This is a genomic window from Streptomyces sp. SID14515, assembly GCF_010548505.1.
Taxonomy (GTDB): Bacteria; Actinomycetota; Actinomycetes; order Streptomycetales; family Streptomycetaceae; genus Streptomyces; species Streptomyces caviscabies.
The window spans coordinates 1-21,451 of sequence record NZ_JAAGMH010000143.1 but is presented as its reverse complement, the minus strand read 5'-3'; the positions used below and the strand labels follow the sequence as shown (position 1 = coordinate 21,451).

General features: G+C 71.5%; 13 protein-coding genes and 4 pseudogenes. 5 read left to right on the top strand and 12 right to left on the bottom strand.

Annotated features, from left to right (window positions below; genetic code table 11):
- Positions 1-95: 95 nt before the first annotated feature.
- Together G3I54_RS34285 and G3I54_RS34280 are read left to right on the top strand one after the other, a co-directional pair.
- Positions 96-1,460: an MFS transporter gene (locus tag G3I54_RS34285; RefSeq protein ID WP_164620651.1), complete on the top strand. Its 1,365-nt coding sequence runs from the start codon at positions 96-98 to the stop codon at positions 1,458-1,460.
- An 84-nt stretch (positions 1,461-1,544) separates the two neighbouring features.
- Positions 1,545-2,609, top strand: coding sequence for a biotin/lipoate A/B protein ligase family protein (locus G3I54_RS34280; RefSeq protein WP_164620649.1), 1,065 nt, complete (start codon positions 1,545-1,547; stop codon positions 2,607-2,609).
- A gap of 68 nt (positions 2,610-2,677) precedes the next feature.
- Here the strand turns inward: G3I54_RS34280 and G3I54_RS34275 are convergent, their stop codons facing one another.
- The 3 genes and pseudogenes from G3I54_RS34275 to G3I54_RS34265 form a co-directional block, all read right to left on the bottom strand.
- The gene (locus G3I54_RS34275) at positions 2,678-4,303 is read right to left on the bottom strand and encodes a molybdopterin-dependent oxidoreductase (protein WP_164620647.1); all 1,626 of its coding nucleotides are present in this window, start codon (positions 4,301-4,303) and stop codon (positions 2,678-2,680) included.
- Positions 4,304-4,427: 124 nt separating this feature from the next.
- The gene (locus G3I54_RS34270) at positions 4,428-6,650 is read right to left on the bottom strand and encodes an NADP-dependent isocitrate dehydrogenase (RefSeq protein ID WP_164620645.1); all 2,223 of its coding nucleotides are present in this window, start codon (positions 6,648-6,650) and stop codon (positions 4,428-4,430) included.
- A gap of 86 nt (positions 6,651-6,736) precedes the next feature.
- Positions 6,737-6,982, bottom strand: a pseudogene (locus tag G3I54_RS34265) (helix-turn-helix transcriptional regulator); the annotation flags it as partial.
- Between the two features lie 263 nt (positions 6,983-7,245).
- Here G3I54_RS34265 and G3I54_RS34260 point away from each other — a divergent pair.
- Positions 7,246-8,224 (top strand): annotated as a pseudogene (locus G3I54_RS34260) (carboxymuconolactone decarboxylase family protein).
- A 10-nt stretch (positions 8,225-8,234) separates the two neighbouring features.
- Here the strand turns inward: G3I54_RS34260 and G3I54_RS34255 are convergent.
- Together G3I54_RS34255 and G3I54_RS34250 are read right to left on the bottom strand one after the other, a co-directional pair.
- Complete coding sequence (locus G3I54_RS34255; RefSeq protein WP_164620643.1) at positions 8,235-9,707, bottom strand: amidase; 1,473 nt, start codon at positions 9,705-9,707, stop codon at positions 8,235-8,237.
- Between the two features lie 166 nt (positions 9,708-9,873).
- Positions 9,874-10,170, bottom strand: a complete 297-nt coding sequence (locus G3I54_RS34250; RefSeq protein ID WP_239144723.1) for a hypothetical protein — start codon at positions 10,168-10,170, stop codon at positions 9,874-9,876.
- A gap of 279 nt (positions 10,171-10,449) precedes the next feature.
- Here G3I54_RS34250 and G3I54_RS34245 point away from each other — a divergent pair, with 279 nt between their 5' ends.
- Positions 10,450-11,211: a hypothetical protein gene (locus G3I54_RS34245; protein ID WP_164620639.1), complete on the top strand. Its 762-nt coding sequence runs from the start codon at positions 10,450-10,452 to the stop codon at positions 11,209-11,211.
- A gap of 25 nt (positions 11,212-11,236) precedes the next feature.
- Here G3I54_RS34245 and G3I54_RS34240 read toward each other — a convergent pair whose 3' ends face one another.
- Positions 11,237-13,471, bottom strand: coding sequence for an RICIN domain-containing protein (locus G3I54_RS34240; RefSeq protein ID WP_203687629.1), 2,235 nt, complete (start codon positions 13,469-13,471; stop codon positions 11,237-11,239).
- Between the two features lie 261 nt (positions 13,472-13,732).
- Here G3I54_RS34240 and G3I54_RS34235 point away from each other — a divergent pair.
- Positions 13,733-14,581: pseudogene (locus G3I54_RS34235) on the top strand (ThuA domain-containing protein); the annotation flags it as partial.
- A 5-nt stretch (positions 14,582-14,586) separates the two neighbouring features.
- Here the strand turns inward: G3I54_RS34235 and G3I54_RS34230 are convergent.
- The 6 genes and pseudogenes from G3I54_RS34230 to G3I54_RS34205 all read right to left on the bottom strand — a co-directional run.
- Positions 14,587-16,149: an NCS1 family nucleobase:cation symporter-1 gene (locus G3I54_RS34230; RefSeq protein ID WP_164620635.1), complete on the bottom strand. Its 1,563-nt coding sequence runs from the start codon at positions 16,147-16,149 to the stop codon at positions 14,587-14,589.
- Positions 16,150-16,310: 161 nt separating this feature from the next.
- Positions 16,311-17,312: a TIGR03842 family LLM class F420-dependent oxidoreductase gene (locus G3I54_RS34225; RefSeq protein ID WP_164620633.1), complete on the bottom strand. Its 1,002-nt coding sequence runs from the start codon at positions 17,310-17,312 to the stop codon at positions 16,311-16,313.
- An 11-nt stretch (positions 17,313-17,323) separates the two neighbouring features.
- The gene (gene hydA, locus G3I54_RS34220) at positions 17,324-18,724 is read right to left on the bottom strand and encodes a dihydropyrimidinase (RefSeq protein WP_164620632.1); all 1,401 of its coding nucleotides are present in this window, start codon (positions 18,722-18,724) and stop codon (positions 17,324-17,326) included.
- Between the two features lie 98 nt (positions 18,725-18,822).
- Positions 18,823-20,106, bottom strand: a complete 1,284-nt coding sequence (locus G3I54_RS34215; protein ID WP_164620630.1) for an aspartate aminotransferase family protein — start codon at positions 20,104-20,106, stop codon at positions 18,823-18,825.
- Complete coding sequence (locus G3I54_RS34210; protein ID WP_164620628.1) at positions 20,103-20,945, bottom strand: nitrilase-related carbon-nitrogen hydrolase; 843 nt, start codon at positions 20,943-20,945, stop codon at positions 20,103-20,105. The genes G3I54_RS34215 and G3I54_RS34210 overlap by 4 nt, the downstream gene beginning before the upstream one ends.
- Positions 20,946-21,143: 198 nt before the next feature.
- Positions 21,144-21,451 (bottom strand): annotated as a pseudogene (locus G3I54_RS34205) (hypothetical protein); the annotation flags it as partial.

Below are 21,451 nucleotides of genomic sequence, written 5' to 3'. Positions count from 1 at the left end.
CCGAGAGCGGCGCGGTGACGAAAACATGTGCATAGGTACGCACGCATTGTCTACGATGGTTCGGTCGCACCATGCCGCCGGCCGGGACGGGACCGATGCTGTCCGTACTGCGCAACCGCACCTACCGACGCCTGTTCACCGCCCAGGTCGTGGCCCTGACGGGGACCGGGCTCGCCACCGTGGCGCTGAGTCTGCTCGCGTACGACATCGCCGGTACGGGCGCCTCGGCGGTCCTGGGCACGGCGCTGGCGATCAAGATGATCGCCTATGTCGGCATCGCCCCGGTGATCGGCGCGGTAGCGGACCGCCTGCCCCGCCGGGCGCTGCTGATCTCGATGGACCTCGTCCGCGCGGGCGTCGCCCTGGCGCTGCCGTTCGTCACCGAGGTCTGGCAGATCTACGCACTGATCTTCCTGCTCCAGTCGGCATCGGCGGCCTTCACGCCCACCTTCCAGGCCACCGTGCCCGAGGTGCTGCCCGCCGAGCGCGACTACACCCGGGCCCTGTCGCTCTCGCGGCTCGCCTACGACCTGGAGAGCCTGTTCAGTCCCGTACTGGCCGCGGGCCTGCTGACCCTGGTCTCCTACAACTGGCTGTTCGCCGGAACCACCATCGGCTTCCTGGCCTCCGCCGCCCTCGTGCTCGCCGTCGTCCTCCCCGGGCCCGCCCTCGTGGAGCGCACCGGCGGCGTCCACGCCAAGGCGGTCTTCGGCACCCGGCTGTTCTGGATCACCCCCCGGCTGCGGGCGCTGCTGGCCCTCGACCTCGCGGTCGCCTCCGCCGGGGCCATCGTCTTCGTCAACACCGTCGTCGTGGTCCGCGAGCACTTCGACCGCCCCGCCGGCGCCGTCTCCCTCGCGCTGGCCGCGTACGGCGCGGGATCCGTGCTGAGCGCGCTGTTCCTGCCGCGCCTGCTGCGCCGCTTCGACGACCGCACCGTCATGCTCCCCGCCGCCTTCGCCCTCCCTCCGGTCCTGGCCGGCGTCGCCGCACTGACCGCCCGCGCTCCGAGCGACGGGGCCTGGGCCGCGACGCTGACGGCCTGGGCCGCTGTCGGCGCGGCCTCCTCCGCCGTCCTCACCCCGGCCGGCCGGGTCATCCGGCGCTCCGCCACCGACGCGGACCTGCCGGCCGCCTTCGCCGCGCAGTTCTCCCTCTCGCACGGCTGCTGGCTGCTGACCTACCCGCTCGCCGGGCTGCTCGCCGCCGGAGCCGGGCTCCCGGTCACCGCCGTGGTCCTCGGCGCCATCGCCCTGGCCGCGGCGGCGGCCGCCACCACGAGCTGGCCCGCGCACGACCCCACCCGGCTCGACCACGTCCACCGGGACCTGCCCGCCGGGCACCCGCACCTCGCCGAGGCCCTCCGCCGCCCGTACGGCTGGCAGCACCGCCACCACTACGTCATCGACCGGCACCACCACCGCTGGCCCGGAAAGACGGGCGCCGCGCGGCGGGGATGATCCACCCCCTGACGCGCGTTACCTCCAGGTGTGTCCGGTCTCATCGTCGAACCGGGCCACGGAACTGGAGCTGGAGGCGGCGCTGTGCACGGTGAGTACAAGGTTCCCGGCGGCAAGCTGGTCGTGGTGGACCTGGAGGTGGCGGGCGGGGCGTTGCGGAACGTCCGGGTCGCCGGGGACTTCTTCCTCGAACCGGACGAGGCGATCCTCGCGATCGACGCGGCGCTGGAGGGCGCCCCGGCCAACACCGACACGGCCGGGCTCGCGGCCCGGATCGAGGCGGCGCTGCCCGAATCCACGGTGATGCTCGGGCTGAGCGCGGAGGGCGTCGCCGTCGCCGTACGCCGGGCGCTCACGCAGGCCACGGAGTGGAGCGACTACGACTGGCAGCTGATCCACGAGGCCCCGCAGTCGCCGGCGCTGCACATGGCGCTGGACGAGGTGATCACCGCCGAGGTCGCGGCGGGGCTGCGGCCGCCGACGCTGCGGGTCTGGGAGTGGGACTCCCCCGCTGTGATCATCGGCAGCTTCCAGTCGCTGCGCAACGAGGTCGACCCGGCGGGCGTCGAGCGGCACGGCGTGAACGTCGTACGCCGGATCTCCGGCGGCGGCGCGATGTTCGCCGAGCCGAGCTCCACCATCACCTACTCGCTGGCCGTTCCGCAGTCCCTCGTCTCGGGCCTCTCCTTCGCCGACAGTTACGCCTATCTGGACGACTGGGTCCTCGAAGCCCTCGCCGACATGGGCATCAAGGCCTGGTACCAGCCGCTCAACGACATCGCCACCGAGGTCGGCAAGATCGCCGGGGCCGCGCAGAAGCGGATGGTCGGGCCGGACGGCGGGCCGGGCGCCGTGCTGCACCACGTGACGATGGCGTACGACATCGACGCCGACAAGATGCTGGAGGTCCTGCGGATCGGGAAGGAGAAGATGTCCGACAAGGGCACCCGGTCCGCGAAGAAGCGCGTCGACCCGCTGCGGCGGCAGACGGGGCTGCCCCGGCAGATCGTGATCGAGCGGATGATCGACTCCTTCCGCAAGCGCCACGGCCTCGCCCCGGGAAGCGTGACGGAGGCGGAGCTGGCGCGCGCCGAGGAGCTCGTACGCACCAAGTTCGGCACCCAGGAGTGGACGGCCCGGGTGCCGTAGCCGGGTCTCCGCCCGGGTGCCGTACGCCACGGTGTTCGGCGAGGATCTCGTCGGACGGACCGGCCGGTTCAGTCGACGGTCACCACGACCGAGTGCCAGCCGCTGGCCCCGTCGGGAACGGTCTTGGTGCGCTGCTCGGTCTGGATCTCGCCGGTGCGGTCGGTGGCGCGGACGGTCAGGGTGTGGCCGCCGGGGGTCGCCCGCCAGGGGTAGGACCACTGGCGCCAGGTGTCCACGGTGTCCTGTTCGGCGAGTTGCGCCGGCCGCCAGGGGCCCTCGTCCACCCGGATCTCGACCTTCTCGATGCCCCGGTGCTGGGCCCAGGCCACACCGGCCACCATGACCGTGCCGGCCTCGGGGCGTCCGAAGGGCTTGGGGGTGTCGATCCGGGACTGGGTCTTGATCGGGGCCTTGCGGGCCCACTTGCGCTTCACCCAGTACGGGTCGTAGTCGTCGAACGTGGTGAGCTCGATGTCCTCGATCCACTTGCAGGCGGAGACGTATCCGTACAGTCCGGGGACGAGCATGCGCACGGGGAATCCGTGGACGAAGGGCAGCGGTTCGCCGTTCATCCCGACCGCGAGCATCGCGTCCCGGCCGTCCATGACGTCCTCGACGGGGGTGCCGAGCGTCATCCCGTCCACGGACCGGGCGATGAGCTGGTCGGCCGGGCCGCGCCGGGACGGCGGCTTCACTCCGGCCTCCTTGAGCAGGTCGGAGAGCCGGACCCCGATCCACCGGGCGTGGCCGACGTAGGGGCCGCCGACCTCGTTGGAGACGCAGGTGAGAGTGATCTCCCGTTCGATCAACGGGCGGTTCAGCAGGTCCTGGTAGGTGAGTTCCAGGTCCCGTCGTACGCCCTTGCCGTGGATGCGGAGCCGCCAGGAGTTCGCGTCGACCTTCGGGATCACCAGGGCGGTGTCCACCCGGTAGAACGTGTCGTTCGGGGTGGTGAACGAGCTGATGCCGGGGACCCGCAACCGTGCGCCGGCCGGGGTCGGCTTCGCGGGCGAGGCAGGGGCGGGCAGCTTCACGGACTCACGGGAGGCGACGGCGTTCCGGCTGCTGCGGCCGTTCAGCGTCCGGCCGATCGCGCCCGCCGCCGTGGAAGCGGCGGCCGCGGCGGTGGCGGCGACCAGGAAGCCGCGCCGGTCCCAACCGGCCTCGTCCGCCGGCTCGTTGTCCTGCCCGGGCTCCTGCTCGCGCTGTTCCTCCTGACCGGCGATCCGGTGCGGGACGGTGAGGCGGCCGATGAGGACGTACAGCAGGACGGCCCCGACGACCGCGCCCAGCAGGGACGGCAGACCGTCCACGAGACCCGTGGAGTCCGGCCTGCTGACGGCGGCCGCCGTGCCGACCACGCCGAAGAGCAGGACGGCTGCGGCGCCCGTCCGCCGGTGCCGCAGCGCCAACAGGCCGACGGCCAGGGCGAGAAGGGCGAGCGTGCCGACGATGCCGAGCTGCAGGACGAGCTTGTCGTCCTCGCCGAAGTTCCGGATCGCCCAGTCCTTCACACCGGCGGGCGTCCGGTCGATGGCCGCTCCGCCGACCGCTGTCACGGGACTCGCCTCGGGTCTGACGGCCGCCGATACGAGCTCGGCGAAGGCCAGCGAGGCGAACCCCGCCAGCAGTCCGCTCAGGGCGGCGAGCGTGCCGCGGGTCAGTGCTGTCCGGGTGATCCTCACGGTCGTCATTCGGAGCGGTGGGACCGGCGGATTGGTCCTTCACCCGTACGGCCGCCGGAACGCGGACCGCCCCGGCGGGCACGGGGCCTGCCGGGGCGGAACGGTGGGGCGGACGGGTTCGCCCCACATCAGGTCAGCCGAGGGTCGCGATGGCCTGGTTGAACGTGGCGGACGGGCGCATGACCGCCTCGGCCTTGGCCGGGTCGGGCTGGAAGTAGCCGCCGATCTCGGCCGGGGAGCCCTGCACCGCGATCAGCTCGGCGACGATGGTCTCCTCCTGCTCGGCCAGCGTCTTGGCGAGCGGCGCGAACGCCTCGGCGAGCTTGGCGTCGTCGGTCTGCTGCGCCAGCTCCTGGGCCCAGTAGAGGGCCAGGTAGAAGTGGCTGCCGCGGTTGTCGATACCGCCGAGGCGACGGCTCGGGGACTTGTCCTCGTTGAGGAAGGTGCCCGTCGCCCGGTCCAGGGTGTCGGCGAGGACCTGGGCCCGCGCGTTGTCCGTGGTGGTGGCCAGGTGCTCGAAGCTGACCGCGAGGGCCAGGAACTCGCCCAGGCTGTCCCAGCGCAGGTAGTTCTCCTTGACGAGCTGCTGGACGTGCTTGGGGGCCGAGCCGCCCGCGCCCGTCTCGAACAGACCGCCGCCGTTCATCAGCGGAACGACGGAGAGCATCTTCGCGCTGGTGCCGAGCTCCAGGATCGGGAAGAGGTCGGTGAGGTAGTCGCGGAGCACGTTGCCGGTGACGGAGATGGTGTCCTCGCCGCGGCGGATGCGCTCCAGGGAGAAGGCGGTGGCCTCCTCCGGGGTCTTGATGGAGATGTCCAGGCCGTCGGTGTCGTGGTCGGCGAGGTACGTGGTGACCTTGGCGATCAGGTTGGCGTCGTGCGCGCGGCTCTCGTCCAGCCAGAACACGGCCGGGTTGCCGGTGGCGCGGGCGCGGGTGACGGCGAGCTTGACCCAGTCCTGGATGGGCAGGTCCTTGGTCTGGCACATCCGGAAGATGTCGCCGGCGCCCACGGCCTGCTCCAGCACGACGGCGCCGTTCGTGTCGACGACGCGCACGATGCCGGTGGCGGGGATCTCGAAGGTCTTGTCGTGGCTGCCGTACTCCTCGGCCTTCTGCGCCATCAGACCGACGTTGGGCACCGAGCCCATGGTGGCCGGGTCGAAGGCGCCGTTGGCGCGGCAGTCGTCGATGACGACCTGGTAGACACCGGCGTAGCTGCTGTCCGGGAGGACGGCGATGGTGTCGGCCTCGTCGCCGTCGGGGCCCCACATGTGACCCGAGGTGCGGATCATGGCGGGCATGGAGGCGTCGACGATGACGTCGCTGGGGACGTGCAGGTTGGTGATGCCCTTGTCGGAGTCGACCATCGCGAGGGCGGGGCCCTCGGCGAGCTCGGCCTCGAAGGACGCCTGGATCTCGGCGCCGACGCCCGGCAGCGAGTCCAGGCCCTTGAGGATGCCGCCCAGACCGTCGTTCGGGGTGAGGCCGGCCGCGGCGAGCTGCTCGCCGTACTTGGCGAAGGTGTTCGGGAAGAAGGCGCGGACCGCGTGGCCGAAGATGATCGGGTCGGAGACCTTCATCATGGTGGCCTTGAGGTGCACGGAGAACAGCACGCCCTCGGCCTTGGCGCGGGCGACCTGCGCGGTGAAGAACTCGCGCAGCGCGGCGACGCGCATGACGGCCGCGTCGACGACCTCGCCCTTCAGCACGGGTACGGACTCGCGGAGCACGGTGGTGGCGCCGTCGTCGCCGTGCAGCTCGATGCGGAGCGAGCCGTCCTCGGCGATGACCGCGGACTTCTCGGTGGAGCGGAAGTCATCGACGCCCATCGTGGCGACGTTCGTCTTCGAGTCGGCGCTCCAGGCGCCCATGCGGTGCGGGTGCGCCTTGGCGTAGTTCTTGACGGAGGCGGGGGCGCGGCGGTCGGAGTTGCCCTCGCGCAGGACCGGGTTCACGGCGCTGCCCTTGACCTTGTCGTACCGGGCGCGGACGTCCTTGTCGGCGTCGGTCTGCGGGTCGTCCGGGTAGTCCGGAAGCGCGTAGCCCTGCTCCTGGAGCTCGGCGATGGCGGCCTTGAGCTGCGGGATCGACGCCGAGATGTTGGGCAGCTTGATGATGTTCGCGCCGGGCGTCCTGGCCAGCTCGCCGAGCTCGGCGAGCGCGTCATCGATACGCTGCTCGGCCTTGAGGTGCTCCGGGAAACTGGCGATGATCCGGCCCGCGAGGGAGATGTCACGGCGCTCGACCGTGACGCCTGCGGTCGAGGCGTAGGCCTCGACGACGGGCAGGAACGAGTAGGTCGCCAGGGCAGGGGCCTCGTCGGTGTGCGTATAGATGATGGTCGAGTCAGTCACCGGGTGCTCCGCTCCACGTCTGCAACATTGCTTGACATCAAGATATCTCCTCACCGTGCCGGGCTCCACAAGGCCCCCGCACGGCTTTACGCACCGTGGGCGCGTCGGCGTTCCGGGGCCGGGCCCTCGTCGCCCCGCGACCGGGGCTCGACCAGCCCGGACTCGTAGGCGAAGACGACGAGCTGGGCCCGGTCGCGGGCGCCGAGCTTGATCATCGCGCGGCTCACATGGGTCTTGGCGGTGAAGGGGCTGACCACCATGTGGACGGCGATCTCCTCGTTGCTGAGACCGCGCGCGGCCAGTGCGGTGACCTCGCGCTCACGGCGGGTGAGTGCCTGATGCGGGTGCCGGGCGGGCAGGGGCCCTCGTCGAGCACCGCGACGGTGAGGTCCAGCAGATACGCCCGTCGTGCGCTGTCCCCCTGCATGTGCGGCAGCCTAACGTCCGGGCCACGACGCCCGCGTCCTCCTCGATGAGGGCCTCCGCGCTACTCCCCGGGGAGTAGCCGCGTGTCCGGGCGGTCTCCGTGGAACAGTCTCGACCGCCTTCTCCCGTACGACGCCCCGGGGCGGTCGCACCCGCCAGGATCCGGGGCATGACCTCACCTTTCCGCTTCACCTCGCCCGACCCCGTCGACAGCGGCGCCGGGACCGTTGCCGCCGTCCACGCGCAGATCACCCGGGACTTCGGCATCGAGGGCGCCCTGCCCTTCGTCGCCCTGTCCGCCGCCCCCGATCTGATGGCGGGAGCCTGGGCGCTGATGCGGGAGTCCCTGCTGTCGGGCCACGCCTCTCGTACGGAGAAGGAGTTGGTGACCTACGGGGTGTCGCTGGCCAACCGCTGCCCGTTCTGCGTGGGCGCGCACACCCTGCTGCTGTACGCGGGCGGCACCACGGAGTTGGCCGGGGAACTGGCCCGGGGCGAACGCCCGAAGGACCCGGAGCACGGACAACTGCTCGCCTGGGGGCAGGACATGCGGGGGCCGGGGCCCTTCGCCGCCGACGAGGCGCCGGAGTTCGTGGGCTCCGCGCTGGCCTTCCACTTCATCAACCGGATCGTCTCCGCCCTGATCGACGAGGAGGCGGTGTCCGGCGGGGCGGACCCGGCCGAGCTGCTGGACAGTACGGCCGGGCAGGCCCTGGTCCGGGCGGTGCGCGCCCGGCCGGAGCCGGGGCTGAGCCTTCCCCTGCTGGGGACCCGGGGGCCCGTCGCCGTCCTGGGCGGCGGGCACCCCGGTGGGCACGGCCTTCGGCGCGCTGCGGTCGGCGGCCCACGCGGGGGCCGGGCTGCCGGCGGAGCGGGACGCCGAGCTCGTACGGGAAGCGGTGGCGGCCTGGGACGGGTTCACGCCGCTGCCGCCGACCGGTGACGGGCTGCCGGACCGGGCGGAGCGGCCGGGGGCCCGGCTGGCGCTGCTCGCGGCCCGGGCTCCGTACCGGATCACGGCCGAGGACGTCCGGGCCTGGCGGGTGCCTCCGTTCACCGATCGCTGTCTGGTGCACCTGGTGGCGTTCGGCGCGATGCTGGCGGTGGAGCGGGTGGAGGCGGGGCTGCTGGGGGCCGCCCGGGGGTGAGCCCTGCCCGTCAGACCGGCGGCCGGTGCTCGTACCAGCGCAGGTCGTCCTCCAGCTGGGCGGCGAGCGCGATCAGCCGCTCCTCGCTGCGGGAGGGGCCCAGGAGTTGGGCCCCGACCGGGAGGCCGGAGCGGGTGAAGCCGGCCGGGACGTTCACGCCGGGCCAGCCGAGGACGTTCCACGGCCAGGCGTACGGGCAGGCGGCCGCCATCGTGACGTCGGTGCGCCAGGCGCTGAGCCGGTCGAAGGTGCCGATACGGGGCGGAGGCGCGGCGGTCGTCGGGGTGAGGAGGACGTCGTACGAGTCGAAGAGGGCGCCGATCCTGCGGTGCTGGCGTACCTCGCGGGCCCTGGCCGCCCGCACCACCCGCCCGCCCAACCGCGTCCCGGTCCGCAGGGCGCTGCGGGTGCGCGGGTCGAGGAGGGCCGGTTCGGGGTGGCGGGCGGCGAATTCGGCGATGCCCGCGGTGGCGCGGGGCACGAAGGCGAGGCCGATCAGCCCGTACCGGGGGCGGGCCTCCTCGACGTGGTGGCCGAGCCGGGCGAGGGTCTCGGCGAGCGCGGCGACGGCCCGGCGCACCTCGGGGTCCGGTCCGGCGCCGGTGAGGGTGAGCGGGGGACGCCAGGCCAGGGCGATGCGGAGGCGGCCCGGGTCGCGGCGGGCGGCGTCGGCGGCGCGCACGGCGGGCGGGCGGTGGAAGTCCTCGGGGTGGGCTCCGGCGACGGCGTCCAGCAGCAGCGCGGCGTCGGCGACCGTACGGGCGAGGGGGCCGTTCACGGTGAGCCCCTGGAAGGCGTCGCTGTGCGGGTGGACGGAGATCCGGCCGCGCTGCGGTTTGATGCCGACGAGGTGCGTCCAGGCGGCGGGGATGCGCACGGATCCGGCGCCGTCCGAGCCGAGGGCGGCGGGGACGAGTCCGGCGGCGACGGCCGCGGCGGAGCCGCCGGAGGAGCCGCCCGGGGTGTGCGCGGTGTTCCACGGGTTGCGGGTGGCGCCGAAGGCGGGTCCTTCGGTGAAGGGCCACTGGCCCAGTTCGCAGGAGTTGGTCTTGCCGACGACGACGGCTCCGGCGGCGCGCAGCCGGCGGACCGCCTCGCTGTCGGACACGGCCGGGGGCAGTTCGCCGTCGCAGCCGAAGTGGGTGGGCAGGCCCGCCACATCGGTGTCGTCCTTGACGGCGACCGGCACGCCCAGCAGAGGCAGCCGCTCCCCCGCCGCGAGCCTGCGGTCGGCCTCCGCCGCCTCGGCGAGGGCGGCTTCGGTCCGCAGGTGGCGGAAGGCGTTGAGGGTGGGCTGGGTGGCCTCGATGCGGGCGAGGGCGTCGGCCACCAGTGCGGTGGAGGTGGTGGTGGCGTCGGCGAGCCGGCGGACGCTCTCCGCGAGTCCGGGCAGCGGCGGCGCGGCGGGGCCGGTCGTGCGGGGTGCGCGACCGGGATTCCGTACGGCCGGGCCGGTCTGCTCGGTGGGCTCCGCTGAGGACATGGGCGTGCCGCCTCCCTCGTGTCGCGGGGCCGGCCGGTCGTCCCGGCTGCGCCCACGGCTACTTACTGGAGGGTAACGAGAGGAGGCGGCACGCTCAACCGGTGCGGCCGTTCCGGCCGTTCGGGCTGCGGCGGCCGTGGGACGCTACGGCGCTACGGCCCCGGTGTCACGGGCGGACGTGGATCTCGCCGATTCCGGTGCCGATCTTCCCGCAGTGGGCGGTGGACTGGCCGGACTCGCCGGGCCTCAGGGTGACGTGGTTGCCGTCGACGTCCGGGGCCCAGCCGCAGACCAGATGGACCCAGAAGGTCTGCGTCTGGCTGCCGTTGTTGCGACAGAGCGCGAAGCCGGTGTACTCGTCGATGGCGTGCTTGCCGGTGTCGCAGGAGAGGCCGGGCGGAATCGCGGCCGGGGCAGCGGTCGCGGTCACGGCGGTGACCGGGACCGCCAGCGCGGCCGCCATGGTGGCGGCGGCGACGGTCCGCCGGGCCGACCGGAACCGCTCGCTCCGCGTGACCGGCCTCTTCCCCGTGAACAGCTTCATGGTTCTCCTTCGTGGTGTGTTCCTGCGGTGACCCCGGTCGGGATCACCGCAGCTCTGCCCACCCTCCGTAACGAGAAACGCCTTCACTCCTGACGCTCCGTGTGCGCGCCGGGCGGCTCCCCCGCTCTCGGCGTACGCTCGAATGTGCCGGTTCTCATGGAGCGCACCCCCTGACCGGGGCGTTTTCGAGGAGGCGATGTGAGCGGACACCGTTGGGCCGCGCGTGCGGCGACCGGGGCCGCGGCCATAGCCCTCACCCTGACGAGTGGTGTGGTCGCGCAGGCCGATGACGACATCGACTCACTGAGCGCCGAGGAGATCGTCGAACGCTCACGCGACGCCCTGCTCGACGTGAAGTCCCTGCACCTGAGCGCGCGCGGCAGTATCGACGGAGCCGACGCGGACCAGAGCCTGGACCTCACCCTGGACCGCGAGGGGAACTGCGCCGGCGGGGTCGACATGGGCGACGACGGTTCGGTGGAGATCGTGAAGCGCGGCGGCGACGTCTGGCTGAAGCCGGACGCCGCCTTCTGGAAGAACCATGTGCCGATCGGCGGCTCCACCTTCGACGCGATCCTCGATGGCCGCTACATGAAGGCGAAGGCCGACGATCCCCGGCTGCTCAGCGTCACCGAGGTCTGCGATCTCGACACCTTCCGCGAGCTGATCACGGACAACGCCGCCACCGCCGACCGGGGCGCCCTGACCAAGGGCGCGAAAACCGAGGTGAACGGCGCGCCCGCCGTTCCGGTGACCTTCGCCTCGGGCGACGAGCGGCTGACGGCCTACGTGGCCGCCGAGGGCACGCCGTACCCGGTGCGGATCACCGTGCGCAACGCCGACGAGGAAGGGACCGTGGACTTCTCCGGCTTCGACCGGCCGGTGCCCACGGCCACTCCCTCGGCGGACGAGACGGTGGACGTCACGGCCCTGCTGGGCCGCAGCATCAAGCCCGTATGACCCGCCGCCCGGAGCTCTCGTACCGCTACGGATAGGCCACCAGGTTGGCCACGTTGCTGCCGGAGTTGGACGGTCCTCCCGTGTTGTTGATGACGTGGTTGATCGTGCCGGTCCCGCCGAGCGAGACGGTGACCATGTTGTGGAACCGCACCCCCGCCGTGTTCGGCGCCTCGAAGGCGCGCTCCGCCACCACGGACGGGTTGACGTTGAAGAAGCAGTAGCTTCCCAGGCCCCACGCCTCGTGGCGGGTGACGGACGGGGAGACCTTGTAGGCGTCGTAGCCGCGCGTCGAACCGTTCATCCAGGCGGCCTGGTCGGGCGGGTCGTAGGGCATCTCGTTCTGGAAGAAGTACGTGCGGCCGCCGTTGCCGTTCCAGATGACCTGGTGCTGCTGGTAGTGCTCGACGAACAGCCCGTACATCGTGACGTCCGTGCCGTTGACGACGAGACCGGTGGCCGCGGTGTTGGTGTTCCAGCCGATGCCGCTGCCGTGGTCGCCGCGCCACAGCCACAGATGGTCGCCGATGACGTCGGAGCTGTTGACGACCAGGCTCTGGGTGGCCTTGCCGACGGCGGCCCCGCCGATGCGGAAGAAGACATCGTGCAGCGAGGTGGGGTTGGCGGTGTGCCGGGCGGTGGCTCCCGGCTGTCCGACCTGCATCAGCGTCGGGGAGTTGACGGTGCCCGCGTCGATCAGCAGCCCGGCGATCTTGACGCCGTCGACGTCGGCGACGTTCATGGCGGTGATGCCGTTCTCGGGGACGATCGTGGCGAGTCCGAGGCCGAGGACGACGGTGTCGGCGCGGGTGACGTCGATCGTCCGGTCGAGGCGGTGGACGCCCGGGGTGAAGAGCAGGTTCTTGCCCTCCGCGAGCGCCGCGTTGATCTGGGTCGCGGTGGCGCCCGGCTTCACGATGAAGAACCGGCCGATGGGCAGCGACTGTCCGGCGGGCGTTCCCGAAGCCCAGGTGGTGCCTTGAGAGTTGGTGCGCAGGGCCGGTACGAAGACCTGGTAGGCGCCGGCCCCGTCGACGTACAGGAAGGGCTTCTCGCGGCTGACGGGCGTCCGGTCGACGGTGGTGTAGGGCGGGTTGGGGAAGCTGTTGGCCGGGGCGTTGACGTCGCCGACGAAGACCATGTTCCAGTTGGAGCCGGTCCAGCTGTTCCACTGGCTGTTGCGGGAGAGCCACTGCTGCTGAGTGCCGGAGCGGACCTGGCCGTCGATCTTGGAGTCGGCCATGAAGCCGCCGCTGGACCAACCACCGTCGTCCAGCTGGAGGTTGCCGCGCACATGCATGCGGCGGTACGGGGCGGCCTGCGAGACGGCCCAACGGTCGGTGCCGCTCGGCGGGTTGACCGAGAGGTTCTCGGCGGAGCGCCAGAAGTTGTGGGTGGCGTTGCCCTGGAACCAGTCGGCCTCGGCGTGCACGCCGCCGTTGATGGTGACGTCGTCGGGCGACAGGCCGAGACCGGCGACCTGGGTGTAGAAGCCGACGTTCGCGTCCACGTCGTAGCTGCCGGGCTTGAAGAGGAGGGCCTGGCGCTGGGAGCCGAACTGGTTGGTCTCCTGCTGGGCGAAGACCTGGTTCAGCTTGTTCTGGATGACGGCCCGAGGCGTGGTGGGGTCGAAGACGGTGACGTTGGGGCCGAAGTCGGGGGTGCCGGGCGGGTTCGGTACGTCGGTGGCGCCCACGGTGAAGGACTGCGCGGCCGATCCGTTGCAGGTGTACTGCTGGATGCGGGCGCTGTCGGCAGTGGAGGCGGACGGCACGTCCAGGCACTTGCCGCTGTTGCGGTTCACGAAGTGGAAGGAGCCGCCGGGCTCCTCCACGGGCAGCCACTGCTGGTTGCCGCCGCCGGAGTACGACCAGAGCTGCACGGGCGCGGCGTCGGCCGTGGAGACGTCGGTCACGTCCCAGCTCTTCGTCGCGTCGTTGCGGTTGTCGACCCGGACGTATCCCCCGCCGACGGACCGGAACTGCCACTGCTGGGCGGTGCTGCCGTTGCAGGTGTACTGCTGCACCGCGGTGCCGTCGGCGGTTCCGGCGGCGGCCGCGTCCACGCACTTGCCGCTGTGGCCTGCCGTCACGGTGGCCCAACCGGTGGGGAGTTCGGCGGCCTGGGCGGAGGGGGCGCCGACGACGGCGGTGAGCATGGAGGCCACCAGTCCGCCGAGGGCCAGCAGCGGCACGGATCGGCGCCGGGGTCTGTGTCCGTCGCGGCGCGAGCCGCGGGCCGTGGGGGTGGCCGGCATTCTCATATGTGTCTCCTGCGGGCGCGGGGGGCTTACTTCAGGCCGTGAAGTTAGGCCCGTTCCGTGGACACGTCAAGACCGCGCGTACGGAAGGTGAATCCACCTACGCCCGCGATGATCGGCATCAACTCCCGCTCCCCAGGCGCGCATCGGCGAATCACCACCACTTCCGGGCTGGTCCGGACCAAAGCCTTGACACGTTGTTCCGTTCACTTCTTAATCACATGGTGGAACGGTCGCCACATGGACGAACAAAGGACCCCACCCATGCCCCAGGCCCCCCACGGCCGCTCGCGCGCCGGCCTGTCACTCCTCGCCCTCCTCGCCCTGCTGCTGGGACTTCTCGTGTCACCGGCCGGCGCGGCTCCTCGATCGTCCTCCGCCGCAGCGCCGTTCAAGGTCGTCGCGTTCTACAACGGCACCTGGGACGCGGCCCACATCAGCTTCGTCAAGGAAGCCAACGAGTGGTTCCCGAGGCAGGGCGCGGAGCACGGATTCACCTACACCGCGACGAACAACTGGAACCTGCTCACCGACAGCGCGGCGCTGAAGCAGTACCAGGTGGTGCTCTTCCTCGACGACGCCCCGCAGTCAGCGGCCCAACGCGCGGGCTTCGAGGCGTACATGCGCGGCGGCGGGGCCTGGATGGGCTTCCATGTCGCGGCGTTCACCACCGACGCCCGGAACTGGCCCTGGTACTACGAGCAGTTCCTGGGCAGCGGCGACTTCGCCACCAACACCTGGGGCCCCACCACCGCGACGCTGCACACGGACCACCGCACCCACCCGTCGACGGAACACCTGCCGGGCACGTTCACCTCGTCGGTGAGCGAGTGGTACAGCTGGAGCCGCGATCTGCGCGCCGACCCCGCCATCGACGTGCTGGCCTCGGTCGACCCGGTGAGCTTCCCGCTGGGCACGGACCCCGATCAGAGCTGGTACAGCGGCGACTACCCGATCGTGTGGACCAACCACGACTACCGCATGCTGTACGCCAACTTCGGCCACAACGCGATGGACTACGCCACCGATACGCCGCTGTCGTCGACCTTCGACTCCGCCGCCCAGAACACCTTCCTCCTGGACGGGCTGAAGTGGCTCGGCACCGGCGCGACGTCCGCTCAGCCCGTCGCCGCCCCGCTCCCCCGGCGGGTCAGCGCCACGTACAGCACCAGCGAGGAAGCGAGCCCGACCGCCCAGCCGTAGTCGGCGAGCGGCTTCAGGAACGGGATCAGGCCGTCGGCGGGGAACGGGCCCTTGCCGGGAGCCGAGTGCGAACCGCCCACCGCGAGGACACCGCCGACCACGAAGGCCGCCACCGCCCGCCAGTTCCAGCCGCTCCGGTACCAGTAGCGGCCGCCGGGCCGGTAGAGGTCGGCCAGGTCCAGGACCGTGCGGCGGACGATCCAGTAGTCGGCGATCAGAATGCCCGCGACGGTGCCGAGCAGCCCGCCCACCAGCCCCAGCCAGGTGAAGATGTACAGCTCCGGGGTCTCGGTGAGCTTCCACGGCATGATCACCACCCCGATCACGCCCGTGATCAGCGCCCCGGTGCGGAAGCTGATGAACTTCGGCGCGAGGTTCGCCAGGTCGTACGCCGGTGAGACCACGTTCGCCGCGATGTTCACCGAGATCGTCGCGATCAGCACGGTGACCAGACCGAAGACCAGCCCGAAGACGTTGTCGGTACGGGCCACGAGCTGGACCGGGTCCCAGATGGCCATCCCGTACACCGCCTGCGAGCCGGAGGTGACGAAGACCGAGAGCAGGGCGAAGAACGTCATCGTGGTCGGCAGGCCGAGCGACTGCCCCCGGATCTGGGCGCGTTGGCCCGCGCCGAAGCGGGTGAAGTCGGGGATGTTGAGGGAGAGCGTCGACCAGAAGGCGATCATGCCCATCAGGGACGGGAAGAAGACCGGCCAGAAGTCGGCGCCCCAGCCGAGCGCGGACGGCTGGTCCAGCAGCGGGCCGAAACCGCCCGCCTTGACCGCGACCCAGACGAGCAGGACGACCGCCCCGACCAGGACGAAGGGCGCCGCCCAGTTCTCGAAGCGGCGCAGGGTGTCCATCCCCCGGTAGATGATGGCCAGTTCGAGCGCCCAGAAGAGGGCGAAGCAGAGCCAGAGCGTCCAGGGCTGCCCGCCGATCTCCCCGGCCCCGGCCCAGCCGCCGAAGATCTTGCCGAGCAGCGTGAAGATGCCGACGCCGCCGATCCAGGTCTGGATGCCGAACCACGCGCAGGCGACGGCGGCCCGGATCAGGGCGGGGAGGTTGGCGCCGCGCAGCCCGAAGGAGGCGCGGGCCAGGACCGGGAAGGGGATGCCGTACTTCGGCCCGGCGTGCCCGGTGAGCAGCATCGGGGCCAGCACGATCACATTGGCGAGCGCGATGGTGAACACGGCCTGTTTCCAGTCCATGCCGAGCGCCACCAGACCGGAGGCGAGCAGCCAGGACGGGATGTTGTGGGCCATGCCGATCCACAGGGCCGCGAAGTTGTACGTCGTCCAGGTGCGCCGCTCGACGGGAACGGGCAGCAGGTCCTCGTTGGCGAAGCGGGGGTCGTCGGGGACGTAGCCCTGGGCGAGTTCGACCCGGTCGGAGGCGGCCGGGCCGGGTATCGCGTCGTTCGGAGAGTTCGGAGAGTTCGGGGACGGGGGTGGGGTGGGTGGGACGGTGGCGGTCATGGTGGTCGGGCCCTTCGCTCGGGAGCGGTGCCGTGCGGGGCGGTGCGGGGGCAGTGCGGGCTGGTGCGGGCGGGTGCGTGCGAACAGCGGGGAGGGAAGGCCGGTCGGCTGCTCGATCAGCCGGGTCGTTCAGGCGGTCAGCCGGCCAGGCGGTCAGGCGGTCAGGCGGTCAGCGCCGGGATGATCTCGGCCCCGTACGCGTCGATGGTCGTCTCGCGGGCGTCGTGCATGTTGTACAGCGCGAACTGGTCGACACCCATGTCCCGCAGTGCCTGGAGCTTCTCGATGTGCGCCTCGGCGGGGCCCAGCAGGCAGAACCGGTCGACGATCTCGTCCGGGACGAAGGCGGTGTCCGGGTTGCCGGTGCGGCCGTGGTGGCTGTAGTCGTAGCCGGAGCGTCCGGCGATGTACGCGGTCAGCGCCTCGGGGACCAGACCGGAGTGCTCGCCGTAGCGGGCGACCAGGTCCGCGACATGGTTGCCGACCATCCCGCCGAACCAACGGCACTGCTCCCGGGCGTGGTCGAGGTCGTCGCCGACGTAGGCGGGGGCCGCGACGCAGATGGTGACGGAGTCCGGGTCCCGTCCGGCGTCGGCCGCCGCGTCCCGTACCGCCTTGATCATCCACTCGGTGAGGAACGGGTCGGCGAGCTGGAGGATGAAGCCGTCGGCCTTCTGCCCGGCCAGGGCGAGGGCCTTGGGTCCGTACGCCGCCATCCACACGGGCAGCCGCCCGTCCTTCACCCAGGGAATCTGCACCGGCTGCCCGTCGACCGTCGCCTCCCGGCCCTCGGCGAGGTCCCGGATGACGTCGATGGCCTCGCCGAGGCGGGCCAGGGTGTTGGGCCTGCGGCCCGCGACGCGCATCGCGGAGTCGCCGCGTCCGATGCCGCAGACGGTGCGGTTGCCGTACATGTCGTTGAGGGTGGCGAAGGTGGAGGCGGTGACCTCCCAGGTGCGGGTGCCCGGGTTGGTGACCATCGGGCCAACGATCAGCCGGTCGGTGTGCTCGAGGATGCGGCTGTAGATGACGAACGGTTCCTGCCAGAGCACCGCCGAGTCGAAGGTCCAGCCGTAGCGGAAGCCGTTGCGCTCGGCACGGCGCATCAGGCCGACGACCTGCGAGGCGGGCGGGTCGGTCTGGAGGACGAGTCCGAAGTCCATGGCGGGATCTCCTAGCCCAGGTACTGACAGGTGGCGCGGGGGGTGTACATGCCGTGCCCGGCGCGGCCGGCGAACTTCCGCCCGTCGATGACGAGTTCGCCGCGCGAGAGCACGGTCTCGACCTGGCCGGTGATGCGTTTGCCCTCGTACGCCGAGTAGTCGACGTTCATGTGGTGGGTCTCGGCGGAGAGGGTCTGTTCGGCGGCCGGGTCGTAGATGACGATGTCGGCGTCCGCGCCCGGGGCGATGGTGCCCTTCTTCGGGTAGAGGCCGAACATCCGGGCCGGGGAGGCGCAGGCGATCTCGATCCAGCGGCGGCGGGTGATGTGGCCGTCCACGACGGCCTGGTGCAGCAGGTCCATGCGGTGCTCGACGCCGGGCATACCGTTGGGGATCTTGGAGAAGTCGCCGCGGCCCATCTCCTTCTGGCCCGAGAAGCAGAAGGGGCAGTGGTCGGTGGAGACGACCTGGAGTTCGTTGTTCCGCAGGCCCCGCCACAGGGCTTCCTGGTGCTCCTTGGGCCGCAGCGGGGTGGAACAGACGTACTTCGCGCCTTCGAAGTCCGGCTCGGCGAGGTTGTCGGTGGAGAGGAAGAGGTACTGGGGGCAGGTCTCGCCGAAAACCGGGAGGCCCTTGTGGCGGGCGGCGGCGATCTCCGCCACGGCCTCGTCGGCGGAGACATGGACGACGTAGAGGGGGGATCCGGCGACCCGGGCGAGCTGGACGGCGCGGTGGGTGGCCTCGGCTTCCAGGGCGACCTTGCGGACGTCCCCGTGGTAGCGGGGGTCGGTGTGCCCGGCGGCGAGCGCCTGTTCGACCAGGACGTCGATGGCGATGCCGTTCTCGGCGTGCATCATGATCAGCCCGCCGTTGCCGGCGGCCTTCTGCATGGCGCGCAGGATCTGGCCGTCGTCGCTGTAGAAGACGCCGGGGTAGGCCATGAACAGCTTGAAGGAGGTGACGCCCTCGGAGACGAGGTGGTCCATCTCCTTGAGCGAGGACGGGTTCACGTCCGCGAGGATCATGTGGAAGGCGTAGTCGATCGCGCAGTTGCCGTCGGCCTTGGCGTACCAGGCGTCGAGCCCTTCGCGCAGGGAGCGGCCCACGCTCTGGATGGCGAAGTCGACGATGGTGGTGGTGCCGCCCCAGGCGGCGGCCCGGGTGCCGGTCTCGAAGGTGTCGGCGGCGTACGTCCCGCCGAACGGCATCTCCATGTGGGTGTGCCCGTCGACCCCGCCCGGGATGACGTACTTTCCCGTCGCGTCGATCCTCCGGTCGGCGTTCCAGCTCTCGGCGGCGTCGGTTCCGTGGGCGGCGAGGGCGACGATCCGGCCGCCCTCGACGAGCACGTCGGCGTGGATCTCGTCGGACGCGGTGATGACCAGACCACCGTGGATGACGGTACGGCTCATGGGTACCTCCTCAACTCGGGGCGGCTCAACGGCCCTTGGCCGTACGGCCGGGGCGGCCCCGCGCGGTTCGTATACGTACGGGGTCCGCCGGGCGCGGGTCAGCCCGCCGCGTTCAGGGCGTCCGCGAGGATCGCCGCGCCCTCCTCGGCCTCGGCGACGGTCAGGGTCAGCGGCGGGGCGATGCGGAGCACGCTGGTGTTGTGGCCGCCGCCCTTGCCGATGAGCAGCCCGCCGGCGCGGGCCGCTTCGAGGACGGCCGCGGCGGCGTCCGGGTCGGCCTCGTCGGTGCCGGGTTTCACCAGCTCGATGCCGATCATCAGGCCCCGGCCGCGCACCTCGCGTACGGCGGGCGAACCGGCGGCGACGGAGCGCAGCCGTTCGATGAGGAGCCCGCCGACGCGCCGCGCGTTGCCCTGGAGATCGTGCTCCAGGACGTAGGAGAGGTTGGCGAGCGAGGCGGCCATGGTGATCGGCGAACCGCCGAACGTGGAGATGGAGTTGGCGTCGAGGCAGTTCATCACCTCGGCGCGGGCCACCACTCCCCCGACCGACATGCCGTTGCCGATGCCCTTGGCAAAGGTGAGGATGTCCGGCGGCCCGTTCTCGGCGTGCGCCTGCCAGCCCCAGAAGTGCTCGCCGGTACGGCCCCAGCCGGTCTGCACCTCGTCCGAGATCCACAACACCCCGTGCCGGTCCAGGACTTCGCGAAACGCGGCGAACAGCCCGTCGGGCGGGGAGGTGAAGCCGCCGACGCCCTGGATGGGTTCGGCGATCAGGGCCGCGGGGTTGCGCGTGTGCCCGAGGAGGTCCTCCAGGTCGGCGACGCATGCCCGGATGAACGCCTCGTCGCTCAGCTCGGCGTACGGGCCCCGGGTGCGGACGCCGCCATGGACGTACAGGGTCTGGAGCGGCGACAGACTCGTGGGCGACCAGGCCTGGTTGCCGGTGATCGAGACCGTCGAGAAGGACCGGCCGTGGTAGCTGTTACGCATCGCGAGGATCTGGTTGGACCTGCGGTACGCGGTGGCGAGCAGCAGCGCGGTGTCGTTGGCCTCGGTGCCGGAGGTGGTGAAGAAGACCCGGGCGTCGGGGATGCCGGAGAGGGTGGCGATCCGCTCGGCCATCTCCACCATGGGGCGGTTGAGGTAGAGGGTGGAGGAGTGGATGATCCGCCCGGCCTGTTCGGCGACCGCCTTGGTGACCTCGGGCAGCGCGTGAGCGGTCATGGTGGTGAGGATGCCGCCGAAGAAGTCCAGGTAGCGGTTGCCGTCCGCGTCCCAGACGTGGCGGCCCTCGCCGTGGGTGAGTTCCAGGGGGTGGCGGTAGTAGAGGGCCAGCCACTCGGGGCTGACGGCGAGGTGGCGCTCGTGCAGTCCGGTCACGGCTCCACCAGCCCGTCGTAGGCGTCGGGCCGTCGGTCCCGGTAGAACGCCCACTGCTGCCGGACCTCCTCGATCAGGTCGAAGTCCAGGTCGCGTACGACGAGTTCCTCCTCCTTGTCGCTGGCGACCTCTCCGACGAACTGGCCGCGCGGGTCGACGAAGTAGCTGGTGCCGTAGAAGTCGTTGTCGCCGTACTCCTCGCGGCCGACCCGGTTGATCGCGGCGACGAAGTACTCGTTGGCGACGGCGGAGGCCGGCTGTTCCAGCTGCCAGAGGTGGCTGGAGAGCCCACGGGAGGTGGCCGACGGGTTGTACACCAACTGGGCGCCGCCCAGTCCGAGTTGACGCCAGCCTTCGGGGAAGTGCCGGTCGTAGCAGATGTATACGCCGACCTTGCCGACGGCGGTGTCGAAGACCGGCCAGCCGGCGTTGCCGGGCTTGAAGTAGTACTTCTCCCAGAATCCCTTGACCTGCGGGATGTGGTGCTTGCGGTACTTGCCGAGATACGAGCCGTCGGCGTCGATCACGGCCGCGGTGTTGTAGTAGAACCCGGACTGCTCGATCTCGAAGACCGGGACGACGATCACCATGCCGGTCTCGCGGGCCAGGCCCTGCATCCGCTTCACGGTCGGCCCGTCGGGGACGGGCTCGGCCCAGCGGTAGTGCTCGGGCTCCTGGACCTGGCAGAAGTAGGGGGCGTTGAACACCTCCTGGAAGCCGATGATCTTCGCCCCCTGCCGGGCGGCCTCGCGCGCGTGTTCCTCGTGCTTGGCAATCATGGATTCGGTGTCGCCGGTCCAGGTCGCCTGGACGAGTGCGGCGCGTACGACGTGGGACATGAGCTGCTCCTTCGACGCGGCGTCAGAGAGCCTGCACGCGTTCTCTACGCACGTAGATCGGTGCATGGATGGAGAACGTAAGCCCCTCCGTCCGGCGGGGCAAGACCATCGCCGTGAACCGGCGGAGTCGATCATGTTTCGCACCCGAGCGGTCCACAACGGACACCGTACCGATCCGACCGGGCCGCGCGCGGAAGCTCAGACCCCCGGCACGCCCGCCACCCGCAGCGCGTGCACCAGGTCCCACTCCTGCTCGACCGAGACCTCGCGGGCCGCCGCGAGCAGGAGCGGCAGCAGCCGGGTGCCGCCGGTTCCGGCCAGTGCGGCGGCCTCCTGCGGTGTGCGTACGCGGACGAACGCGCCGAGCAGGTCGCGCGCCTCCCGTTCCCGGCCCGCGTCGTCCAGGGCGAGCACGGATGCGGCCACCTCGGCGGCGGGCCGGGCCACGCCCTGGCGCAGCAGCAGCCCGCAGTCCGCCTCGCGCCCGGCGGCGGCCAGCGCGCCCG